The sequence below is a fragment of the Mesorhizobium sp. CA15 genome (assembly GCF_020165215.1).
Taxonomy (GTDB): Bacteria; Pseudomonadota; Alphaproteobacteria; order Rhizobiales; family Rhizobiaceae; genus Mesorhizobium.
The window spans coordinates 87,905-109,343 of sequence record NZ_JAIUHQ010000004.1 but is presented as its reverse complement, the minus strand read 5'-3'; the positions used below and the strand labels follow the sequence as shown (position 1 = coordinate 109,343).

The 21,439-nt window shown below is 64.9% G+C and carries 21 protein-coding genes; 3 read left to right on the top strand and 18 right to left on the bottom strand.

The annotated features are described in order from the left end of the window. Positions 1–76: 76 nt before the first annotated feature. From LB515_RS09805 to LB515_RS09790, 4 genes are read right to left on the bottom strand one after another with little or no spacing between them, the layout of a single operon-like run. Positions 77–1,075: an ABC transporter permease subunit gene (locus tag LB515_RS09805; RefSeq protein ID WP_140845601.1), complete on the bottom strand. Its 999-nt coding sequence runs from the start codon at positions 1,073–1,075 to the stop codon at positions 77–79. Further along, a complete protein-coding gene (locus LB515_RS09800) occupies positions 1,072–2,628 on the bottom strand; it encodes a sugar ABC transporter ATP-binding protein (protein ID WP_224604030.1) in 1,557 nt (518 codons plus the stop codon). The genes LB515_RS09805 and LB515_RS09800 overlap by 4 nt, the downstream gene beginning before the upstream one ends. After that, on the bottom strand, positions 2,625–4,004 hold the full coding sequence (locus LB515_RS09795) for an FGGY-family carbohydrate kinase (protein WP_224604044.1): 1,380 nt from the start codon (positions 4,002–4,004) through the stop codon (positions 2,625–2,627). The genes LB515_RS09800 and LB515_RS09795 overlap by 4 nt, the downstream gene beginning before the upstream one ends. Continuing rightward, positions 4,001–4,783: a DeoR/GlpR family DNA-binding transcription regulator gene (locus tag LB515_RS09790; protein ID WP_224604046.1), complete on the bottom strand. Its 783-nt coding sequence runs from the start codon at positions 4,781–4,783 to the stop codon at positions 4,001–4,003. The genes LB515_RS09795 and LB515_RS09790 overlap by 4 nt, the downstream gene beginning before the upstream one ends. Positions 4,784–4,977: 194 nt before the next feature. Here LB515_RS09790 and LB515_RS09785 point away from each other — a divergent pair, with 194 nt between their 5' ends. From LB515_RS09785 to LB515_RS09775, 3 genes are read left to right on the top strand one after another with little or no spacing between them, the layout of a single operon-like run. Then, positions 4,978–6,018 carry a class II aldolase/adducin family protein gene (locus LB515_RS09785; RefSeq protein WP_224707568.1) on the top strand — a complete coding sequence of 347 codons (1,041 nt, stop codon included), beginning with the start codon at positions 4,978–4,980 and terminating at the stop codon, positions 6,016–6,018. 4 nt (positions 6,019–6,022) lie between these two features. Then, positions 6,023–7,297 carry an FGGY-family carbohydrate kinase gene (locus tag LB515_RS09780; protein ID WP_224604051.1) on the top strand — a complete coding sequence of 425 codons (1,275 nt, stop codon included), beginning with the start codon at positions 6,023–6,025 and terminating at the stop codon, positions 7,295–7,297. A 2-nt stretch (positions 7,298–7,299) separates the two neighbouring features. Continuing rightward, entirely contained in the window at positions 7,300–8,145 is an 846-nt protein-coding gene (locus LB515_RS09775) for a TIGR01459 family HAD-type hydrolase (protein ID WP_411966467.1), read from the top strand. A gap of 9 nt (positions 8,146–8,154) precedes the next feature. On the opposite strand, the gene LB515_RS09770 is transcribed toward LB515_RS09775, so the two are convergent. The 14 genes from LB515_RS09770 to LB515_RS09705 form a co-directional block, all read right to left on the bottom strand. Next, positions 8,155–9,222: an ABC transporter ATP-binding protein gene (locus tag LB515_RS09770; RefSeq protein WP_224604067.1), complete on the bottom strand. Its 1,068-nt coding sequence runs from the start codon at positions 9,220–9,222 to the stop codon at positions 8,155–8,157. Positions 9,223–9,225: 3 nt separating this feature from the next. Continuing rightward, positions 9,226–10,074: a carbohydrate ABC transporter permease gene (locus tag LB515_RS09765; protein ID WP_095769336.1), complete on the bottom strand. Its 849-nt coding sequence runs from the start codon at positions 10,072–10,074 to the stop codon at positions 9,226–9,228. Then, a complete protein-coding gene (locus LB515_RS09760) occupies positions 10,074–10,997 on the bottom strand; it encodes a carbohydrate ABC transporter permease (protein WP_224531429.1) in 924 nt (307 codons plus the stop codon). Before LB515_RS09760 ends, LB515_RS09765 begins: the two co-directional genes overlap by 1 nt. Before the next feature lie 190 nt (positions 10,998–11,187). Continuing rightward, complete coding sequence (locus tag LB515_RS09755; RefSeq protein ID WP_224707567.1) at positions 11,188–12,465, bottom strand: ABC transporter substrate-binding protein; 1,278 nt, start codon at positions 12,463–12,465, stop codon at positions 11,188–11,190. Between the two features lie 24 nt (positions 12,466–12,489). Further along, complete coding sequence (locus tag LB515_RS09750) at positions 12,490–13,692, bottom strand: PLP-dependent transferase (RefSeq protein WP_224707566.1); 1,203 nt, start codon at positions 13,690–13,692, stop codon at positions 12,490–12,492. Next, on the bottom strand, positions 13,689–14,420 hold the full coding sequence (locus LB515_RS09745) for a FadR/GntR family transcriptional regulator (RefSeq protein WP_224545376.1): 732 nt from the start codon (positions 14,418–14,420) through the stop codon (positions 13,689–13,691). The genes LB515_RS09750 and LB515_RS09745 overlap by 4 nt, the downstream gene beginning before the upstream one ends. A 134-nt stretch (positions 14,421–14,554) precedes the next feature. Further along, complete coding sequence (locus LB515_RS09740; RefSeq protein ID WP_095769340.1) at positions 14,555–15,214, bottom strand: DUF2161 domain-containing phosphodiesterase; 660 nt, start codon at positions 15,212–15,214, stop codon at positions 14,555–14,557. A 68-nt stretch (positions 15,215–15,282) separates the two neighbouring features. Beyond that, entirely contained in the window at positions 15,283–16,560 is a 1,278-nt protein-coding gene (locus LB515_RS09735) for an L-fuconate dehydratase (RefSeq protein ID WP_224707565.1), read from the bottom strand. Positions 16,561–16,612: 52 nt separating this feature from the next. Further along, a complete protein-coding gene (locus tag LB515_RS09730) occupies positions 16,613–17,344 on the bottom strand; it encodes an SDR family oxidoreductase (protein WP_224707564.1) in 732 nt (243 codons plus the stop codon). Between the two features lie 18 nt (positions 17,345–17,362). Continuing rightward, complete coding sequence (locus LB515_RS09725) at positions 17,363–17,809, bottom strand: MaoC/PaaZ C-terminal domain-containing protein (protein WP_224707563.1); 447 nt, start codon at positions 17,807–17,809, stop codon at positions 17,363–17,365. 8 nt (positions 17,810–17,817) lie between these two features. Continuing rightward, positions 17,818–18,891, bottom strand: coding sequence for a Gfo/Idh/MocA family protein (locus LB515_RS09720; RefSeq protein ID WP_224707562.1), 1,074 nt, complete (start codon positions 18,889–18,891; stop codon positions 17,818–17,820). Beyond that, the gene (locus LB515_RS09715; protein ID WP_135886830.1) at positions 18,884–19,213 is read right to left on the bottom strand and encodes an L-rhamnose mutarotase; all 330 of its coding nucleotides are present in this window, start codon (positions 19,211–19,213) and stop codon (positions 18,884–18,886) included. Before LB515_RS09715 ends, LB515_RS09720 begins: the two co-directional genes overlap by 8 nt. Before the next feature lie 10 nt (positions 19,214–19,223). After that, on the bottom strand, positions 19,224–20,336 hold the full coding sequence (locus LB515_RS09710) for a mandelate racemase/muconate lactonizing enzyme family protein (RefSeq protein ID WP_224707561.1): 1,113 nt from the start codon (positions 20,334–20,336) through the stop codon (positions 19,224–19,226). A gap of 1 nt (position 20,337) precedes the next feature. Beyond that, positions 20,338–21,435: an ABC transporter ATP-binding protein gene (locus LB515_RS09705; protein WP_224545368.1), complete on the bottom strand. Its 1,098-nt coding sequence runs from the start codon at positions 21,433–21,435 to the stop codon at positions 20,338–20,340. Positions 21,436–21,439 lie beyond the last annotated feature (4 nt).

Sequence of the window (21,439 nt, the reverse complement as noted above, 5' to 3'; positions counted from 1 at the left end):
CTTCCTCCGATTGCCCCGCGCCTCTCACGGTGCGTTACACACAATCCGGCCCGTCTAGGCCGGCGACCGAGGTCAATCACGTTCTTGCTCCGGCCTGCAGCCGGTAACGGTCGAGGGCGACCGCCACGATGATGACCAATCCCTTGATGATGTACTGCCAGATGTCCGAGACACCGGCCAAAATGAGCCCGTTGGAGAGCACGGCGATGATCAGCCCGCCGATCAGCGTGCCCCAAATCGAGCCGACGCCGCCGACGAAGCTGGTGCCGCCGAGAATGACGGCGGCGATGGCATCGAGCTCGTAGGACTGGCCTAGCTGCAGGCCATTGGCGGCGTAGAGTCTCGCCGCCGACATGACGCCGCCGAGGCCCGCGAGCAGGCCCGACACGCCATAGACGAAGAGCAGCACCAGCGGCACCTTGATGCCGGTGAGGCGCGCCGCCTCGGCATTGCCGCCCACGGCATAGATCCAGGTGCCGAGCACGGTGCGCTTGAGCACCAGCCAGGACAGCACCACCACGGTCAGCGCGATGATGACAAGCCAGGGAATGCCGAACAGTGAGCCATTGCCGATGAAGTCGAAAGGCAGGTCGGAATTGAAGACTGTCGTATCCTCGCCGAGCAGGCGGGCGACGCCGCGCACGGCGGTCAGCGAGCCCAGCGTGACAATGAAGGGCGGCAGCTTGATGTAGGCGACAAGCAGCCCGTTGATGACGCCGAAGCCGAGGCCGAGCAAAATGGCGGCCGGAATGCCGAGCATGCCCCAGTCCGGCACCAGCGACACCAGCACAGCGACCATCGCCGAGGCCGCGAGGATCGAGCCGACGGATAGGTCGATGCCGCCGGTGAGGATGACGAAGGTCATGCCCGCGGCCAGCACGATATTGATCGACGACTGCTGGCTGACGATGAGCAGGTTGGTGCCGGTAAGGAAGCGCGGGTTGATGAACTGGAAGCCGACAGCAAGCAGCACCAGAACCGGCAGCATGCCGAGCGCGGCGAAGGCCGTCCGCAGCCGTCGGCTCCTGACCGCTGCCTGATCCGCCGCTTTCGCCACTGTTGAGCTGTCGGTCATCTTGTCGGTCCTTCCTTGGCCGCCCCCGTCGCGAGTTCCATGATTTCTTCCTGACGCAGCGGCCTGCCCTCCGACGCCGTCACCTCGCCGGCGATGGCGCCGTCGCGCATCACGAGCACGCGGTCGGCCACCCCGATTACTTCGGGCAGTTCGCTGGAGATCATGAGAATGGCGATGCCCCGGCCGGCAAGACTGTCGATCAACCGATAGATCTCCGACTTGGCGCCGACGTCGACGCCGCGCGTCGGCTCGTCGAGGATGACGACCCTGGGCTCGGTCTCAAGCAGGCGGGCAAGCAGCACCTTCTGCTGGTTGCCGCCCGACAGTGAGCCGGCATTGGCCTGCGCCGAGCGCGTGCGGATCGAGAGATCGGCGATGGCCTTGGCGGCACGCCGCTCGGCGGCGGTGAAATCACGAAAACCGCCGGCGCGCGCGTCTTTCGCAAGCACGCCCATATTGATGTTGTCGGCGATCGACATGTCGAGAAACAGCCCGAGCTCCTTGCGGTCCTCGGTGAGGTAAGCAATGCCGGCCTCCAGCGCCTCGCGTGGCGAAGCGATGGCAATCGGCTTGCCGTCGAGCTCCAGCTCGCCCGCGCTGCGGCGGTCGGCCCCGAAGATCAGCCTCGCGAGTTCGGTGCGGCCGGAACCAACCAGCCCCGCCAACGCCAGCACCTCCCCGTGGTAAAGATCGAACGAGCAGTCCTTCAGCAATCCGCCGTCCGACATGCCGCGCACCGACAGCGCTACCCGGCGCTGACTGTCCGGCGGCCGGTGATCCTTCTTGTAGAAGGCCGAGAGATCGCGGCCGACCATCATCGAGACCAGGCGCGATGCATTGAGATCGGCGCGTTCCAGCGTGCCGACATAGCCGCTGTCGCGCAGCACGCTGACGCGGTCGGCGAGCTGGTAGACCTCCTCCATGCGGTGGCTGATGTAGATGATGGCAATGCCTTGCGCCTTCAGCGCCCCGATCACCTCGAACAGCCGGTCGGTCTCGCGCGAGGTCAGCGAGGTGGTCGGCTCGTCCATGACGATGATGCGGGCGCTGGTCGACAGCGCGCGGGCGATCTCGACCAGCTGGCGCTCGCCCAGCGACAGGCTAGAGACCAAGGCGCGCGCCGAAAAGGAGACGCCGAGCCGCTCGATGATTTCCCTGGCGCGACGGTTGCACTGGTCGCGGTCGACGATGCCGAACCTACGCGGCTCGTTGCCGAGGAAGATGTTCTGCGCCACAGTCAGGTTCGGCGCCAGCGACAGCTCCTGGTAGATGACCGCGATGCCCTGGGCGCGAGCCTTGATAGGATCGCCGCTGGCGACCGGCGTACCGTCGATCAGGATCTCGCCGCCGGCATCCGGCCGATAGGCGCCGGACAGCACCTTCATCAGCGTCGACTTGCCGGCGCCGTTCTCGCCCATCAGCGCATGCAGTTCGCCGGCATTGACGGTGAGCGATACGTCGTGCAGGGCCCGGACGGGACCGAAAGTCTTGGAGATGTGGCGCATCTCCAGCACCGGCCTTTGCGACGCCTCGACGCGGGCGGCGGCGCTCATTGCGCACCTCCTGCCGCCGCGCCGGCGATGTGGCGTCCGGCAATAAGGCCGCGCCAGTCGTCGCGGTAGCGATCCAGGCCTTTGAAGTCCGCGGCGCGTACCGGCTCCGGCCTATCGGCGGCGAATTCGCGGCCGATGCTCTCGAAGGCGAGAGCCGCGGCGCCCGTGGCGCTGCCTTCCAGCGTGGCCCCCTGCAGGAAGGATTGGCCGGGCCGCAGCGCCGCCAGGAGGCCGGCAAGCATCCCATCCGCATTCAGTCCGCCATCGACGATGACGGTGTCTGCCGAACGGATCAGGTCGAGCGAGAGATCGATCATCAGAGCCACATAAAGCAGCGCTACGGCGGCGCGCTCCCCAGCACCGGAAACGGGCCCGAGGATCTCGCCCGTCCGGCCCGGCAGCGGTCCGCCCGGGGCAAAGCTCGGCACGGCCATCGTGCCGGCGTCGATCGCCCGCTGTATGGCGGCCGAGGCGATCGCGCCTTGCCAGTTGCCGCTGATCACGGCGAATTCGCGCCCGCCCATGAAGCGGATCGTAGGCACCGCGCCGCCATCGACATCGACATTGGCCAGCATGTCGCGCTCGCGGTCGAGCGCCTCGAACGGACAGTCAGGGTTGAGAACGATCACCCAGGTGCCCGTCGACACCACGGTGAGCGGCCCGAGGTCCTGCCGGCGATAGGCATGGAGCGCGGCATTGCTATCATGAACGCCGTTGTGAATGGCGACCGGTCTGCCCGCCCGGCCAAAGCGCCGCTCGCCAATGACGCCGCCGGCGTGCGCGAAGGCGGGCATGCGGCCCCGCCAGCCCTCGGCATCGACCAGCGAGGAGAAGTCACGCTTGCTCGGTGCCCACAGATGCGAGTGGCAGCCGAGATAGGAGACTTCCGAAACGGCGTGGCCGCCGAAGCGCCAGCTCCAATATTGCGGATAGCCGAGAATCGCCTTCGCCGCCGAGAACGCGCCGGGCTCCACTTCTTTCAGCCACAGCATGTGGCGGCCATAGTTGAAGCCGAGCGGCAGGCGCGGCGAGAAGGTCTCGGCGAAATCGGGAATGCGCCGATCGATCCGCGCGGCGATCTCGGCGGGCGGCTCCTGCTCATAGTCTAGGATCGGATGCGTCAGCGCCGTATCGTCGACCAGCGCGAAGGTGCAGCCGTGGCCCGACACCATCAGACCTTCGATGCCGTGGGCATCAGCGGCCTCGTTGACGGCGTCCAGCGCCCAGTTATGCAGCGCCGTTTCGTCAAGCACGCTGAGCCCGCTTTTGCGTATCCAGTCGGGTTTCGTGCGCCGTTCGTCGAGGATGCGCCCGTCCTGGTCGAAGACGAACAGCTTCGAATTGGTCTTGCCGAAATCGAGCACCGCCACCTTCACTGGACGGCTCCCGAAGGCGAGGCGATACGCACGGTGACACCGGCATCTTCCAGCATCCGCGCATCGGCGCCGGACAGGCCGTCATCGGTCACCAACGTGCCGATGCGCGACAGCGGCAGCGCGACATTGCGGGCGTGGATCGACAGCTTCCGGCTGTCCGCCAGCACCACGATCTGGTCGGCGCAAAGGCTGAGATCGATGATCGAGCGCACCAGCAGCGGATGCGATTCCAGCACGCCCTCATGGCCGAGGCCCTGCGCGCCGAGAAAGAACTTCGAGGCATAAAACGGCACGGCCTGGGTGAGCGAATGGATGATGCCGGGCTCGCGGTGCAGATCGCCGCCGGCGATGGTCAGGCTGCAATGGCCATGGTCGCTGAGATAGGCGGCGAGCGGCATGGAATTGGTGAAGAGGCGAATGTTGCGGTCGGCAAGCTTGACGCCGAGATGGAAGCAGGTCGAGCCGCCATGGACGATGACCGCATCGCCGTCGCGCACCATGGTGGCGGCTACAGCGGCGATTTGCCGTTTGGCATCGACCGCCAGGTCACGGTTCTCGTCATAGGGCCTCGCATAGGCGATGCCGGCATGCGCGGCGCCGTCGAGCGCCGAGATGCCGCCATAGACCTTCCTGGCTTCGCCGGCCTCGTCGATCTTGTCGATGTCGCGCCTGACCGTCGCCGCCGACACGCCAAGCCGCTCCTGCAGTTCACGCACCGAAGCGAACGGCCGGTCCCGCAATAGCTCGACGATCTGACGCTGGCGGCCGGAGTCGCTCAACTCTTCCCTCCCGACAATGCCATTTTGCATGACAATTGATGCAACTTACTCAACATCAGTCGGATTGCAAGCCCGTTTTGACGATAGTAGATCACTGTTGACGTAGATCGCTCGCACCTGCGATATCAGCACCAATCATTCTCCTGTAACGGGAGATCGTGCGAGACCGACCGAGCCGTTGGAGGAAGATCGCCATGGCGACCACAGTTGATGCGCAGGAGCTGACCGCCTTGCGGACACTTTCGGCAGCCATCGGCGACGATCCGCACCTGACACAGGCAGCCGGCGGCAACACATCGCTGAAGGCAGGGGACACGCTGTGGATCAAGGCCTCCGGCACCTGGTTGAGGGACGCGCTGATTGACGACATCATGGTACCGGTCGCGATGGGTCCGCTCGTCGAGGCCCTCGAACGGCGCGATCCGAGCGCCGACAAGCCGCAGGCCTTTGCCATCGATACCCTCAATCCGCGCGGCTTGCGCCCTTCGATCGAGACCATCGTACACGCGCTGATGCCGCAGCGAGTGGTGCTGCATGTCCACTGCGTCGAGACAATTTCACTCGCCGTTCAGGCCGATTGCGAGATCGAGGCCGGGCGGCGTCTCCAGGGCATCGCGTGGGCTTATGTCCCCTATCGCCGGCCGGGCCTGCCGCTTGCCCAGGGCATTGCCGAGCGTCTCGGGCAGGGGGTCGACGTGCTGATCCTCGGCAATCACGGACTGGTCGTCGCAGCGGAGACCGTGGCCGAGGCGGAGCGTCTGCTGCACCGGGTGAGATCGCTTTTGGCCCGCCCGGCGCGGCAGACACCGATCCCGGATATAGCGGCGCTGGCGGCACTTGCCGACGGCAGCGGTTACCGATTGCCGGCGGATATCGAGGCGCATGCGGCGGCGCTCGATGCGGACAGCCGCCGCATCGCCGAAGCCGGCAGCCTCTACCCTGACCACGTCATCTTCCTTGGCCGGGGCTCCGTGGTGGCAAGGCCTGGCGAGAAGGTCGCCGACGTCGTCGCGCGGCTGGGCACGAACCCCGTCGCGGTCCTCTTTCCAGGCGCCGGCGTGCTGATGCGCGGCGACGCCAGCTCCGGCGCGGACGCTATGCAGCGCTGCCTCGCCGACGTGACCGCGCGGATCGACACCACGGCGCGATTGAATTATCTCACCGCCGCCGAAAATGACGAGCTGGTCAACTGGGATGCCGAGCAGTATCGCCAGAGACTCAACGCGGCGGGTTAGGCGAATGGCGCCTCTTGCATTAGGCATCGACATCGGCACCTCCGGAGCGCGCGCCGTCGCGATGCGTCCGGACTTCTCCACCGCCGCGAGCGCCGCCGTGCCGCTCGAGCGCTTCGGCGCGAACGGCCGCGATCCGGCCGTTTGGTGGGCCGCCGTCGAAGCGACACTGCACGAGCTTTTTTCGCGCATCGATCGCATGGCTGTGCGCGCGATCGCCGTGGACGGTACGTCGGGAACCGTGCTGCCGACCGACGACGCCGGACGGCCGCTGGCCGAGCCGCTGATGTACAACGACAAGGTTCCGGATGCGGCCATCCTCGCCGTGATCGCCGGCACGGCGCCGGAGGCAAGTGCTGCGCATGGGGCGACCTCCGGTCTCGCCAAGGCGCTCTGGTTCCAGCGCCTGCCTGGCATCCACGCCGTGCTGCACCAGGCCGACTGGATTGCCGCGCAATTCTCGGCCCGCTTCGACATCAGCGACGAGAACAACAGCCTGAAGACCGGCTACGATGCCGAGGCGCGCCGCTGGCCGGAATGGATCGCGGCGACCGGCATGCGCGTGGAGCTTCTGCCCACCATTGTCAGGCCGGGTAGCGTGACCGGCAGGCTTACGGCCGCCGCCGCCGACCTGTTCGGGTTGCCGCGCGATGTCGCGGTGGTCGCCGGCACCACGGACGGCTGCGCCTCTTTCTTGGCGACGGGCGCGGCGGCCGCGGGCGACGGCGTCACCGCTCTCGGATCGTCGCTGACCATCAAGATCCTGTCCGACCGGCCGATCTCGGCGCCGCGCTACGGCATATACAGCCACCGGCTCGGCGATGCCTGGCTCGCGGGCGGCGCGTCGAACACCGGCGGCAAGGTGCTCGCCCAGCATTTTTCGCTCGCGCGCATCCTCGAACTCAGCGCAGCGATCGATCCTGCGACGGATACCGGCCTCGACTATTATCCGCTCGGCTCGGCCGGCGAACGTTTTCCTGTTGCCGATCCAAAGCTCCAGCCGCGCCTCCTGCCCCGACCGGAATCGGACGCCGACTATCTCAAGGCGATGCTGGAAGGCATCGCGGCCATCGAGGCGCTCGGCTACCAGAGGCTCGCAGAACTCGGCGCACCGAAGCTCACCTCGGTTCGAAGCGTCGGCGGCGGCGCCGCCAATGCCGCCTGGACCGCGATCCGGCAGCGCAGGCTTGGCGTCGAATTCCGGCCCGCGCTCTCGGACGAGGCCGCGGCCGGGACGGCAAGGCTGGCGCTGGCGGGCGCAAGGGAAGCGGGGCTGTTGTGAACGTGAAACGCACCGCGCATCTCGACGGGATCGAAGCGCTTGCCGAGCGCTACAACGTGTTCCTGCTCGACCAGTTCGGCGTGCTGCATGGCGGACAACAGCCTTATCCCGGCGCGGTCGAAGCCCTGTCGGCGCTGAAGCGCGCCGGCAAGACCGTGGTGCTGATCTCGAATTCCGGCAAGCGGGCGGAGCCAAACGAAAAGCGGCTGCTGAAGCTTGGTTTTGAAGCGGGAAGCTGGGATCATTTCGTCTCATCCGGCGAGGTGGCTTGGCGCATCTTCCGAAACATGGCGGACTCGGGCGCGCTGCGGGCTGGCACGAGATGCCTGCTGATCAGCCGCGACGAGGACCGTTCGGCGATCGAGGGCCTGCCACTCGTTCTGACCGAGCGCGGCGATGACGCCGGTCTGGTGCTGATCGCGGCCAGTGAAGGCGACCGCTACGACCTCGACCACTACCGAAGACTTCTCGGCCCGGCGGCGGCGCGGAAGGTGCCGTGCTTCTGCACCAACCCCGATCGGATCATGCTGACCGCGGTCGGACCGCGCTTCGGCGCCGGCGAGATCGCCGATCTTTACGAACAGCTCGGCGGCAGCGTCACCCGTATCGGCAAGCCCTACCCGGCGATCTACGAAGCTGCGCTGGCGCTTGCGGGACATCCGGCACTCAGCGATGTGATCTGTGTCGGTGACAGTGTCGAGCACGATATAGCCGGCGGCAACGCGGCCGGCGTGTCGACCGCGCTGGTGATGACGGGAATATTGGCCGACAGGAGCGACCTGACGGGGCTGTTTGCAGACCTAGGCGCGTGGCCTGACTACACTCTGGGCGCTTTCCGCTGGCGCTGATCCGCGGACCTATCCAATCCGGTTTCCGCTCACCGGATCGAACAGATGCAGCGCAGCCGGATCGGCGGCGAGGCGGATCGTGTCGCCCGGCCTCACATCGCTGCGGCCCATGACGAAGACGCAGACCTGCTGGTTGGCCAGCCTGACATAGAACTGCGTCGACAGGCCGAGCGGCTCGACCACCTCGACCTCGGCCTTCAGCGCGCCGTCATCCACGAGCTTGATGTGTTCCGGCCGCAGTCCGATGGTGAGGTCGTCGCCATCGCTCAGCGGCAGGCCATCCGGCAGCCGCAGCTTCTGGCCATCGGCGAGCACAGAATCCGCCTTGCCACCCTTGGCGACCTTAGCCGGCAGGAAGTTCATGCCCGGCGAGCCGATGAAGCCGGCGACGAAGGTGTTGACCGGACGGTCGTAAAGCTCCAGCGGGCGGCCGACCTGCTGCACATAGCCGTCATGCATGACGACGATGCGGTCGGCCATGGTCATCGCCTCGACCTGGTCGTGGGTGACATAGACCGAAGTGGTCTTGAGCTGCTGATGCAGCGCCTTGATCTCGGCGCGCATATGGACGCGCAATTTGGCGTCGAGGTTGGAGAGCGGCTCGTCGAACAGGAACACCTTGGGGTCGCGCACGATGGCGCGGCCCATGGCGACGCGCTGGCGCTGGCCGCCGGAGAGCTGGCGCGGCAGGCGGCCGAGATAGGCGTCGAGGCCGAGCCGCCTGGCTGCAGCACCTACCCTGCCGTCGATCGTCGACTTCTCGGCCTTCTTCAAAAGCAGGCTGAAGCCCATGTTGGAGGAGACATCCATATGCGGGTAGAGCGCATAGGACTGGAACACCATGGCGATGTCCCGGTCCTTCGGCGCGACGTCGTTGACCAGCCGCTCGCCGATATGGATCTCGCCGCCGGTGACTTCCTCCAGGCCGGCGATCATGCGCAGCAGCGTGGACTTGCCGCAGCCGGACGGGCCGACCAGCACGACGAACTCGCCATCGGCGATCTCGAGATCGACGCCGTGCAGGATGCGCAGCGCGCCGTAATCCTTCTCGACGTTTTGCAGCGTGACGGAAGCCATCTTTTATCCTTTGACCGCGCCGGCGGTGAGGCCGGTGACGAGATAGCGTTGCAGGAAAGCGAAGAAGACGCAGACCGGGATGAGCGCCAGGATGGAGGCAGCCATCATCTGCCCCCAGTCGACGGCGAACTTGCCGATGAAGGTGAGCAGGCCGACGGCAAAGGTCTTCTGCTCGTCGCTGGAGATCAGCATCAGCGCGAACAGCAACTCGCTCCAGGCGGCGGTGAAGACGAAGCCCAGCGTCGCGCCCATGCCGGGCAAGGTCAGCGGCACGATCACCCGGCGCATCGCCTGAGCGCGGGTGCAGCCGTCAATCATCGCCGCTTCCTCCAGGTCTTTCGGGATGCCGTCAAAGAAGGATTGCATCAGGAAGGTTGCGAAGGCGGTGTTGAAGGCGGTGTAGATGATGATCAGGCCGATCAGGCTGTTGGTCAGGCCGAGATCGCCCATGATGCGGTAGATCGGCGGAATGACCATGACCAGCGGGAAGGTCTGGGTGAGCAGCAACAGGATCGCCAAAGTCGCCTTGCCGCGGAAAGTGAAGCGCGACATGGCATAGCCGGCAAGCGTGGCGATGACGGTGACAAAGGCGGCCGTCGACACCGAGACGATGACGCTGTTGAGGAAATAGCGCGGAAAGTCGGAGGCCTCGAGCACGGTGGCGAAGTTCTGAAAGGTCGTCTGCGACGGCCAGAAGGTGATGCCTTCGGAATAGAGCAGGCGTTCGGGCGTCACCGAGATCTTCAGCGTCCAGAAGATCGGAAACAGCGCGAAGATCACGTAGGCCGCGATAGCGCCGTAGAGACCGATGCCGCCGAAAATACGCGAGGAGGTGGAGCGACCAGCGATCATCAGACGTGCCTCACCAGGGTGCGGCGGATGGCGATCAGGCCGATGGCGTAGGCGATCAGCAGCACCAGAAGCAGCACCGCAACCGCCGAAGCGTAGCCTTTGTCCAGCGACTTGAAGGCGCTGACATAGATGTAGACCGGCACCGTGCTGGTCGAGCCGGCCGGCCCGCCCTCGGTCATGACGAAGATCAGGTCGGCGAAGGTGGCGATCCAGATGGTGCGCAGCATGACGGTGATGACGATGGTCGGCGCCAGGAAGGGCAGCGTCACCTTGGTGAAGCGCTGCCAGGGCGAAGCGCCGTCGATGGCCGCCGCTTCATGTAACTCGGAGGGGATCGACTTTAGCGCCGCCAGCAGCGTGATGGCGAAAAAGGGAATGCCGAACCAGATGTTGGCGACGATCGGCCCCCACATGGCGGTGGCGGGATCGGACAACACGTTGGTCGGCTCCGCCTTCAGGCCAAGCGCGAACAACCAATGCGGCAGCGGCCCGATGATAGGGTTGAACAGCCAGGCCCAGGTGAGGCCCGAGAGAAAGGACGGCACCGCCCAGGGCAGGAATACCACCGCCTGGACGACCTTGCGGCCGTAGAAGGGCTTGTCGAGGAGCAGCGCGAGACCCAGGCCAAGGAAGAACTGGAAGAACAGGCTGGCAACCGTCCACCACAACGTGTTGATCAGCGCCTGGCCGAGCACTTGGTCGGAGAGCATCGCCTGGTATTGGGCAAGGCCGACATATTGCGACTTGAAGGCCGAGAATTTGCGGAAGGAATAGCTGATGCCGATGATCAGCGGCACCAATAGCACCAGGACCAGCAGGACGATCGCAGGCGATAGATAGAGCCACGGCTCGATCGCGGCCTTGCTCAGCCGTTGCTTTCGCGGCCGGGCGGCGGATCGGATTTCGGAGACGGCGTAGGTCATGCGTTTTGGCTCTACGTGGTGAGTGGGTGCCGGCGGGCAAAACAGCGTTCTTCTCCCCGTAAAACGGGGAGAAGATGCCGGCAGGCAGATGAGGGGCGGAGCCAGCCTTTCAGAAGTCAGCGCTGCCCCTCATCCGGCCCTATCGGGCCACCTTCTCCCCGTAGAACGGGGAGAAGGAAATGGCCTGCGCTTACTTCTTGTTCTTCGCCAGCCAGTCCTGCTGTTCCTTGGTCAGGAACTTCGCCCATTCGTCGGCCACGTCCTTGGCCGGCTTCTGGCCGAGCAGCACTTCCTGAAAATTCTTGATCGCCACCTGGTCGACGAAGTTGCCGAGGTTTTCCAGATGCGTTGGCGGCGTCACCATTTCGTACTTGGAGCTGTCGTTGAGCTCGGTAAACCAGCCCTTGAACTGCTCGGTCTTGAAATGCGCATCCTGGTCGGCGCCATTGTGGATCGGGACGACGCCCACTTCCTTGGCCCATTCCAGATTGTCCTTGGGCGACAGCAGTGTGGCCATCAGCTTCCAGGCCTCGTCCTTGTGCTGGGAATTGGCGAACATCGCCCAGCCGGCATAGCCGAGCGTCGGGTAGGATTTGCCGCTCGGGCCCACGGGCAGCGGCGCCACAGCGAAGTCGTCGGCGCTCATCTTGTCGGCGATGCCAAGCAGCGCGTCCGGATCCTGGTTCAGCATGGCGCAGGTGCCGGAGTAGAAGCCGGTCACCGTCTCGTTGAAGCCCCAGCTCACCGAATCTTTCGGCGCCAGACCGTTCTTGTACATGTCTGCCAGCATCTGCAGGCCCTTGACCGAGCCTTCGTCATTGATGGTCGAGACACCGTCATCGGTGAAATAGCCGCCCTTGCCGTCGGCGATGTTCATGAACATGTGCATGCCGTTGAAGGCGCCGGGGCCGCCGCGCAGGCAGTAGCCGTATTTGCCGGGGATCGCGGAGATCTTCTTGGAGAAGGAGACGAACTCGTCGAGGTTTTCCGGCGGACGGTCGAGGCCGGCTTCCTTGAACAGCTTCTTGTTCCAGAACAGCGCGTTCACATAATAGCCATAGGGGATCATGAACTGCGTGTTGTTGACGGTCGAGCCGAACTGCTTGGCGCGGTCGCCGAGCGTCTTGGCGTCGGGCCATTTGGCCATGAAGGGACCGAGATCCTCGAGCTGGCCGTTGTTGGCATAGAGGCCCATCCAGCGTTCCGGCATCTCGACGACGTCGGGCGTGTCGCCGGCCTGTACCATGGTGAGAAACTTCTCGAAGGCCTGGCCCCAGGGCAGCGAGACCACTTCCACCTTGATGCCCGGATTAGCGGTCTCGAATTCGGCGATCTGCTTCTTCAGGAATTCGGTGCGCGGCGGGCTGGTGATGACCTCGACCAGCTTGATGGTGGTATCGGCCAGCGCGCCGCTGGCGGAAATCGCCAGGCCGGCCACGGCGGCAAACATGAAGCTTAGTTTTTTCATCTTCGGGACTCCCATTTTGATCCGTTATTTTTTTGCTCTGTCGAAGGCCTGGGCGATGTCGGCCCAGAGGTCCTCGACATTTTCCAATCCGACGTTGAAGCGGATGGTTCGAGGGCTGACGCCGAAGCGCGCCATCGAATTGATGCCCGGCGTCTGCTCGAGCGAGGCTTTTGCCGGCACGACCAGGCTTTCATGGCCGCCCCAGCTGACGCCGATGCGGAAATATTTCAGGGCGTCGACGAAGGCCGGGATGTCGACATCCTCGGTGACCTCGAAGGAGAACAGCCCGGCATAGCCGGCTAAAGTCTTCTTGCCGGGGTGGTTGGAATAAGCGGGGTGGTTGACCCGCTCGACCTTGCCATGCGCTTTCAGCCGCTCGGCAATGATGAGCCCGCTCTTCATGTGGTGCGGCAGGCGCAGCGGCAGCGTGCGCAGGCCGCGCAGCAACAGCCAGCCTTCGAAAGGCGACAGCTTGCCGCCGAGCTGCGAATAGGTCTGCTCGTTGATGTGCTTGATGTGGGCGGCCGAGCCGGCCACCACACCGGCGACGGTGTCGCTGTGGCCGCTCAGATATTTCGATGCCGAATGCAGCACCAGGTCGACTCCATGCGAAATCGGCTTCTGGAAGACGGGGGTCGCCCAGGAATTGTCGATGGTGGTGACGATGCCCTGCTCCTTCGCCAGTCGCGTCAGATGCTCCAGGTCCTGTAGCTCGAACATCATCGAGGTCGGGCTTTCGAGGTAGAGCAGCTTGGCGCCGGGAAGTGCCGCGGCAACCGCGTCAGGATCGGAGCCGTCGACATAATTGACCTTGATGTGCAAGCGCGGGAACAGCCGCTCGAACAGGCGGTAGGCGTCGCCATAGCAGTTGCGCACGGCAACCATACGCTCGCCGGCGCCGACAAAGGCGAGCACCGTGGCGCTGATCGCCGCCATGCCGCTCGAGAAGCCGCGCGCGGCCTCCGCGCCTTCGAGCGCAGCCACGCGCGCCTCGAACTCCATCACCGTCGGGTTATCGCCGCGGGAATAGATCGGCTGCTTCCTTCTGCCGGCAAAGGTGTCGGCCATGTCGGCGTAATTGGCGAAGGTGAAAAGCGAGGTCTGGTAGATCGGCGGCACCACGGCGCCGCCTGGAAACGGATCGTCATGCGCCAGCAAGGTCGCCGCCTCGCCGAGATAGTCGCCGGCCAGCGGGGCCGGGTCGAAGGTGTTGGGCTGCTCGTTCATCTGCGGTCCGAAAGCTTGAGGTTGGCGGCACCGCGCTTCAGATCGTCCTCAACGGTGGCGATGAGCTTCAGCGCCTCGGCGCGGGCGCCTTCCGGATCATGCGCGGCGATGCGGTCGAAGATGGTGCGGTGGTAGGGAAAGCTGGCATGGCCGAAGTCACGCACGCCGAGTGGATGCTCCCAGAAACGGTGGAAGAGCTCATGCATGGCGCTGATGATCTGCTCGAACAGCGGATTGCCGGAGGCGCGGTAGACCGCCTGGTGGAACTCCCAGTCTTCCTCCGAGGACATGCCTGCGCGGGTGCGGAAGGCATCTTCCATGATGTCGAGCTTGCGCTCGATCTCGGCGATCTCGGCCTTGCCGCCGCGGATGGCGCAAAGGGCCGCCGCCTCGGCCTCAAGGGCCCGGCGGATCTCCAGCGTGCGCATCAGGCCGGCAAAATCATTGCCGCCGGACAGCGTCAGCGGCATGTGCAGCATATCAGGGGAGACGGCGGCCTTGAGATAAGTGCCCGAGCCCTGCCGCCGCTCGACGAGGCCGAGACCCTCCCAGCGGGTCAGGGCCTCGCGAACCGTGTTGCGGCTGACCTTGAGGCGTTCGGCCAGGATGCGCTCCGTCGGCAGCTTCTCGCCGGGACCCAGAGCCTCCTGCCGCACGAACCCCGCCAAGGCCTTCAGCACCGCGTCGTCGCGCGCCGTGGTCTGGATGGGGGGCAGGAAATCGGTCACGCCGGCTGAGCCTAAAGTGGTTCAATGGTCCAACCAATTCCTGCACAGGCGGCGGGACGTGTCAACAGTCGAAACGAGGCTTGGCCGAACGGCGCGGATTTTCCGGTTCGTAGCGCCGAATCGGCAAATCGTTCTTACAACGTCACCGACATAGGTTGGATCGCCGCAAGGCCGGCTTCGGTCAGCGCGTAGACACCGCGCTCGGCCCTGGCGAACCAGCCATAGTAATTGTGCAGAAGGATGCTGGCGGCGCGCGGCGAGAGGGTTTTGAGATCGCGCGGCCGTTTCGGACCGTCGGCCAGGGCGGCGGCGCAGGCCAGCGCTTCCTGCCGGTAGGCGGTCATGATCGGCTTCTTGCGCGTGCTGCCGCCGATGGACGGATCGCCCTTGCGGCGGTGATGCTCCTCGACTAGGCGTGAGCGCCGCCTGGGATCCCGGCGCGGCGGCAAGGCGGCCGGACTGAGCAGCAGCTCCACCTCGCCCTTCTTGCCGACGCCTAGCAGGCCGAAGCCGAGGCGGCGGCAGAGCGCGCGGAAGCGGCGGTCATGCTCGCGGCCCTTGCCGCGCGCCGACATATAGGCGGCAAGCCACACCTCGTCGCAGGCCGCCGCGCGGTCGACGGCTTGCAGGACGAGCTCGAGGTTGAACTGCAGCTTCAACTCGCAGATGACGACAACCGGCGGCTCGCCGGCACGCACGCCGACCACGTCGCAGCCGCCGATCTCGCCCTTGACGGCGAAATCCAGGCTCTCGAGGAACCGCTTCACCGGCTCGTAGAGGGAAGTCTCCTGCATTCGGCAGGCATAGCCGATTCGCAGCGGTCCAGTCGCGCGGGCGTAGTAACAGTTTGCAGCGTCACCTTTCAGGGCCGATGCAGGTAGTCCTCGATTGACTGTGCCTTCATCTCGATCGAGAAGCCGGGCGCACGGGGCGGCATATAGGCGGCATCGCGGATCACGCAGGGTTCGATGAAATGTTCATGCAGGTGATCGACATATTCGATCACCCGTCCGTCCTTGCTGCCCGACACCGCGATATAGTCGATCATCGACAGATGCTGGACATATTCGCATAGACCGACGCCGCCGGCATGCGGCCAGACCGGCAGGCGGTATTTGGCGGCGATCAGAAGCACCGCCAGAACCTCGTTCAGCCCGCCCATGCGGCAGGAATCGATCTGCACCACGTCGATCGCGCCGCCGGCGATGAACTGCTTGAACATGATGCGGTTCTGGCACATCTCGCCGGTCGCGACCTTGATCGGCGCGACAGCCTTGCGGATCTTGGCGTGGCCGGCGATGTCGTCCGGGCTGGTCGGCTCCTCGATGAAGAAGGGTTTCGCGAAGGCGAGGTCCTTGAGCCAGTCGATCGCCTGGTCGACCTCCCAGACCTGGTTGGCGTCGATCATCAAATAACGGTCCGGGCCGATGACCTCGCGGGCGATCCTGAGACGGCGGATGTCGTCGGCGCGGTCGCGGCCGACCTTGAGTTTGATGTGGTTGAAGCCATCGTCGACCGCCTCCTGGCAAAGGCGCCTGAGCTTCTCGTCAGGATAGCCGAGCCAGCCGGCAGAGGTGGTGTAGCAGGCACAGCCTTCGCGCTCGAGCGTGGCGATGCGCTCGGCCTTGCCCGTCTCGGCCTTCTTCAGGATCGCCAGCGCCTCGGCGGGCGTGATGGCGTCGGTGAGGTAGCGGAAATCGACGATGCGCACGATCTCTTCCGGGCTCATCTCTGCGACCAGCCGCCAGACCGGCTTTCCGGCTTCCTTGGCCCAGAGATCCCAGACAGCATTGACCACCGCGCCAACCGCAAGATGCATGGCGCCCTTGTCCGGCCCGATCCAGCGCAGCTGGCTGTCGCCGGTCACGTGGTGCCAGAAGCGGCCGGGATCCTCTTTCACCCAGTCGAGATCGAGCCCCACGACGAGGTGGCGCAGCGCTTCGATCGCCGCGCAGCAGATCTCGTTGCCACGACCGATGGTGAAGGTGAGGCCATGGCCTTTCAGCGATGGAACATCGGTGTCGAGAATGACGTAGGCAGCCGAGTAATCCGGGTCCGGATTCATCGCGTCCGAGCCGTCGAGGCTTTGCGATGTCGGGAAGCGCAGGTCGAAGGTTCTGAGGTCTGTGATTTTGGTCATTGCTGCCTCGTAACTGGCTTGCCTCACAACTCAACTGGCGGCCGAAACGGCCTCAGATCGACCAGCCGCCGTCGATATTATAGGCCTGTCCTGTCGTGTAGGTGGCGCCGGCCAGGTAGACCGCAAGGTCGGCGATCTCCTCCGGCGTGCCGATCCTGCCCATCGGCTGACGCGCGATGAAGGCGGCGCGCGCGGCCTCATAGTCGCCCTGCGCCTGCATGCGGCCCTGGAGCGAGGGGCTCTCGACGGTGCCCGGGCAGATGGCGTTGCAGCGGACGCCCTTGGCGACATAATCGGCGGCAATCGACTTGGTCAGGCCGATCACGGCTGCCTTGGTCACGCCGTAGGCGAAGCGGTTCGGGACGCCCTTCGGGGCGCCCGCCACCGACGCCATGTTGATGATCGAGCCATCGCCGCGCTCCAGCATGCCGGGCAGCACGGCGCGGATGGTGCGGATCATGGCGCGCACATTAAGATTGAAGGCGAAGTCGAGATCCTCGTCCTTCATCTCCAGGATCGAACCGGCATGGACGAAGCCGGCGCAGTTGAACAGCACGTCGACTTGGCCGATCTCGGCGAAGGCGGCCTTCACCGCCTCGTCGTTCAGCACGTCGAGTTTTCGCGTCGTGATGCCAGGCGTCTTGCCAAGCTCGGCCAAGGCCGCCTCGTTGATGTCGGTGGCGTGGACGATGGTGCCCGCCTTGGCGAAAGCCAGCGCGCTTGCCCGTCCGATGCCCTGCGCGGCCGCCGTGACGACCACGACCTTGCCAGTGATATCCGCCATGTTCTTTGTCTCCGTCTTTCAGCCGGGCCGTCGCTCGACGATGTAGATGTGATCCGCCGCCAGCACGACCTCGTCGCGCTGGTTCAAAACCTCGACGTGTTCGATGACGCGTCCCGCGTTTGGCCGTTTCGGATCGTCTTCCTTGGCGGCGATGGTGGTGCGCGTGCGGATCGTATCGCCGATGAAGACCGGCTTGATGAAGCGCAGCCGGTCGTAGCCGTAAGAGAAGGCGACCGGGTTGACGACGCTCGCCGTCAGCCCGACACCGACCGAGAAGACCAGCGTGCCATGCGCGATGCGCTGGCCGAAGGGCGTGCTCTTCATGAACTCGGCATCCATGTGATGCGGGAAGAAATCGCCGGTGTGGCCAGCATGGACGACGAAGTCCGTCTCGGTGATGGTGCGGCCGCTGGTGAGGCGCGACGAGCCGATCTCGTAGTCCTCGAAATAGGTGGTCTGTTCCATGTCCGGCCTTACGGCTTTGCGGCCAGCGGCGTCGCCGGCGCGGCACTCGATTTATAGGCGGCCTCGACCAGCGCCATGGTGTGCCAAGCGTCCTCGACGGAGCTGACCAGCTCCGCGTCTTCGCCGGATGCGAAGCGCTGAACATTGGCCATGCGGCCGACAAAGGCATCGGGGAACCATTCGCCGGCGAGCGGCACGGTGACCCACTCCGACCCGCCTTTCGGATAGATTTCCAGAATGTCCGGCTCGCCGCGCGGATAGTCGAGGTTGAGGCCGAGCTTGACATAGGCTGCGCCCTCGGTGCCGCAGATGCGGAACTCGCAAGCCTGATGGCGGCGCCCGAATTTGTGGTCGTGGTTGATCGAGAGCGCGCAGCGCACCGTATCGCCATAGTCGAGGATGGCGCTGGTGCGCGTCTGCGCGACCTTGTGATTGGGATGGCCAAGCGTCTTGGCATGCACGCCCAAAGGATTGCCGAGAAGCTGGCGGATCAGGTCGAGATAATGGATCGAATGCATGGCGATCTCGACACGCGGCGCCTTGAGCAGGAACTCCCAGAGCTGCCAGGGCGTGTCGAGCGCCAGAAGCGCGTCGAAATCTACCACCTCGCCCAGCCATCCCTTGGCAATGGCGTCCTTCAGCGCCAGGATCATCGGCGCGAAGCGGAGCTGGAAATTGACCGCCGCCTTGAGCTGCTTGGCGCGGCAGATTTCGAGGATCTCGGTGGCCTCGCCGAGATAGTTGCCCATCGGCTTCTGGATCAGCGCCACAGCGCCATCCGGCAGGGCCTTCAGCACCTCGGCATGGCGGCCCGGCGGCGTGGCGAGATCGAAGATCGCGTCCTTTACCGCAGCCGCTTCCTCGACCGAACGGAACGCCGTCACGCCCCATGTCTCGGCCAGTTTTTGCGCCTTGGCCTGATCCGGATCGTAGAGGCCGGAAATCGGGAAGCCGGCCTTACGATAGGCGGGAAAATGCGCGTCGCCGACGATCGAGCCGGCGCCGAACGTCACGATCGAGCGCGGTTTTAAAGGCTTCGGCCAGGACTGCGCCAGCGATGCCGGATCGAAGGCATCAGTCATAATGGAAGACCTCGTCCATCGACGCCCACCACTCACCTTCCTTTCGCGTCTCCAGCGGCTCCTGACACGGCATGCAGACCGACCACCATTCCTGCGTCTTGGGGTCGGCGGCCATCTTGGCCATGTCGGCGGCGTAGTCGGTGCCGTGATATTCGAAATAGGAGAAAAGCAGGTTCTCCGGCCGCTTCAGGTAGATCGAATAGTTCTTGATGTTGCAGGCCGAGATCATGGTCAGCACGTCCGGCCAGACAGCAGCGTGAAGGCGGACATATTCTTCGACCTTTTCGGGCTTCAGGCCCAGCACCATTCCCATCCGCTGCATATCCGTCTCCCTATTTCGCGATCGCCGTGGTGAACTCGGCGATGCTCTTTGCCTTCACGGCGTCCCAGTCCCAGTCGATGCCGATGCCGGGCTCGCTGGGCGCCAGCGCATGGCCATTCTCGATACGTATCTTGGCGCTCGTCAACTCGTCGAGCTGCGGAATATATTCGACATATTTGCCGTTCTGGATGGCGCAAACCAGGCTGACATGCAGTTCCATCAGGAAATGCGGGCAGACCGGCATGTCGAAAGCCTCCGCCGCGTGGGCGACTTTCAGCCACGGGGTGATGCCGCCGATGCGGCCGACATCAACCTGGATGATGTTGCAGGCGCCCTTCTGCATGTACTGGCGAAAATGCCTTATCGAATAGAGCGACTCGCCGACCGCGATCGGCGTCGCGGTCGAGTTCGACAGCCGCACATGGCCGTCTATGTCGTCGGCCGGCAGCGGCTCCTCGATCCAGGCGAGATCGAGCTCGCGCAACCGCTCGGCGCGGCGGATCGCCTCGTCGACGGAAAAGCCCTGATTGCAGTCGGTCATGATCTCGTAGCCGTCGCCGACCGCCTTGCGCACCGCCGACAGCCGCGCGACGTCCTCAGAACCGTGCGGCTTGCCTATCTTCACCTTGGAGCCGGCAAAGCCCTTGGCCTTCGCTTCCAGCGCATCGTCGACCAGTGCCTGCGTCTCGATATGCAGCCAGCCGCCCTCCGTGGTGTAGAGCGGGCAGCGGTCCTTGGCGCCTCCGGCGAGCTTCCAGAGCGGCAGGTTCTGTTTTCTCGCCCGCAGGTCCCATAAGGCGATGTCGATGGCGGCGAGCGCGATCGCCGTGATGGCGCCGATGGTGGTGGCGTGGGTGGCGAATTCGAGATCGTGCCAGATCGCCTCGATCCGGTCGGCGTCGCGGCCGATCAGGCGCGGCGCAAGATGGTCGGCCAGAAGCCGCATCACCGACGAGCCGCCGGTGCCGATCGTATAGCTGTAGCCGGTGCCCGATGCGCCGTCGGAATCGGTGATGGTGACGATCGGCGTCTCCTGGCTGACGAAGCTCTGGATCGCGTCGGTGCGCTTCACCTTCGGCACGAGGTCGACCATGCGCAGCTCGATCTTCTCGATTTTCGCCATGTCAGCTCCTCAGCGACTTGCCGGTTTCGGCGGAGAACAGATGCGCGCGGCTCAGGTCGAAGCTCATGCCGATCCTGTCACCTGCTTTCAGCGGCTTCGGATTGAGCATGCGCGAGACCCAGTCGGTGCCGTTGAACTCGGCGAAGACCAGCGTTTCGTTGCCGAGCGGCTCGGTGATGCTGACCGGCAGCTCGATACGATGGACTTCCGCTTCGCCGCCTGAGCTCAAGCCGTGGCCGGTCGGATAGAAATCGTCGGGACGGATGCCGAACACGACCTTGTCGCCGGCAGCCGTCTTCGACTTGAACTGGCCGGGCAGCGGCAGGCTGTCGCCGCCGCTGAACATCAGTCGCCCGTTGCTCACCGTCGCCTGGTGCAGGTTCATCGGCGGCGAGCCGATGAAGCCGGCGACGAAGCGGGTCGCGGGCCGGCTGAACACCTCGTCCGGCGTGCCGACCTGCTCGATATGGCCCGAGCGCATGATGACGATGCGGTCGGCCAGGGTCATCGCCTCGACCTGGTCGTGGGTGACGTAGATGACCGTCGACTTGACCTTGGCGTGCAGCTTCTTGATCTCGGTGCGCATCTGCGTGCGCAGCTTGGCGTCAAGGTTGGAGAGCGGCTCGTCGAACAGGAAGACATCGGGATCGCGCACGATGGCGCGGCCCATGGCGACGCGCTGGCGCTGGCCGCCGGAGAGCTGCGAGGGGCGGCGCTCAAGCAGTTCGTCGAGGCCGAGGATGGCGGAGGCTTCGGCTACGCGCCGGTCCATGTCATCCTTGGCCGCCCCCGCGATCTTGAGCGAGAAGCCGAGATTCTCGCGCACCGTCATATGCGGGTAGAGCGCGTAGGACTGGAATACCATGGAGATGTTACGCGAGCGCGGCGGCAGGTCGTTGACCGTGCGGCCGCCGATATCGATGTTGCCGCCGGTGATATCCTCGAGGCCGGCGATCATGCGCAAGGTCGTCGATTTGCCGCAGCCGGACGGGCCAACCAGCGCGATGAATTCGCGGTCTGCGATCTCGAGATCGATGCCGTGGACGATCTCCATGTTGCCGTAGCGCTTGGTGAGCTGTTTCAGCGAAACCGTTGCCATGGAA

Bases quoted from the DNA above. Each gene is read 5' to 3' on its own strand.
- LB515_RS09805 (WP_140845601.1), bottom strand. From the start codon at position 1,075: ATGACCGACAGCTCAACAGTGGCGAAAGCGGCGGATCAGGCAGCGGTC.
- LB515_RS09800 (WP_224604030.1), bottom strand. From the start codon at position 2,628: ATGAGCGCCGCCGCCCGCGTCGAGGCGTCGCAAAGGCCGGTGCTGGAG.
- LB515_RS09785 (WP_224707568.1), top strand. From the start codon at position 4,978: ATGGCGACCACAGTTGATGCGCAGGAGCTGACCGCCTTGCGGACACTT.
- LB515_RS09780 (WP_224604051.1), top strand. From the start codon at position 6,023: ATGGCGCCTCTTGCATTAGGCATCGACATCGGCACCTCCGGAGCGCGC.
- LB515_RS09770 (WP_224604067.1), bottom strand. From the start codon at position 9,222: ATGGCTTCCGTCACGCTGCAAAACGTCGAGAAGGATTACGGCGCGCTG.
- LB515_RS09765 (WP_095769336.1), bottom strand. From the start codon at position 10,074: ATGATCGCTGGTCGCTCCACCTCCTCGCGTATTTTCGGCGGCATCGGT.
- LB515_RS09760 (WP_224531429.1), bottom strand. From the start codon at position 10,997: ATGACCTACGCCGTCTCCGAAATCCGATCCGCCGCCCGGCCGCGAAAG.
- LB515_RS09755 (WP_224707567.1), bottom strand. From the start codon at position 12,465: ATGAAAAAACTAAGCTTCATGTTTGCCGCCGTGGCCGGCCTGGCGATT.
- LB515_RS09750 (WP_224707566.1), bottom strand. From the start codon at position 13,692: ATGAACGAGCAGCCCAACACCTTCGACCCGGCCCCGCTGGCCGGCGAC.
- LB515_RS09740 (WP_095769340.1), bottom strand. From the start codon at position 15,214: ATGCAGGAGACTTCCCTCTACGAGCCGGTGAAGCGGTTCCTCGAGAGC.
- LB515_RS09735 (WP_224707565.1), bottom strand. From the start codon at position 16,560: ATGACCAAAATCACAGACCTCAGAACCTTCGACCTGCGCTTCCCGACA.
- LB515_RS09730 (WP_224707564.1), bottom strand. From the start codon at position 17,344: ATGGCGGATATCACTGGCAAGGTCGTGGTCGTCACGGCGGCCGCGCAG.
- LB515_RS09725 (WP_224707563.1), bottom strand. From the start codon at position 17,809: ATGGAACAGACCACCTATTTCGAGGACTACGAGATCGGCTCGTCGCGC.
- LB515_RS09720 (WP_224707562.1), bottom strand. From the start codon at position 18,891: ATGACTGATGCCTTCGATCCGGCATCGCTGGCGCAGTCCTGGCCGAAG.
- LB515_RS09715 (WP_135886830.1), bottom strand. From the start codon at position 19,213: ATGCAGCGGATGGGAATGGTGCTGGGCCTGAAGCCCGAAAAGGTCGAA.
- LB515_RS09710 (WP_224707561.1), bottom strand. From the start codon at position 20,336: ATGGCGAAAATCGAGAAGATCGAGCTGCGCATGGTCGACCTCGTGCCG.
- LB515_RS09705 (WP_224545368.1), bottom strand. From the start codon at position 21,435: ATGGCAACGGTTTCGCTGAAACAGCTCACCAAGCGCTACGGCAACATG.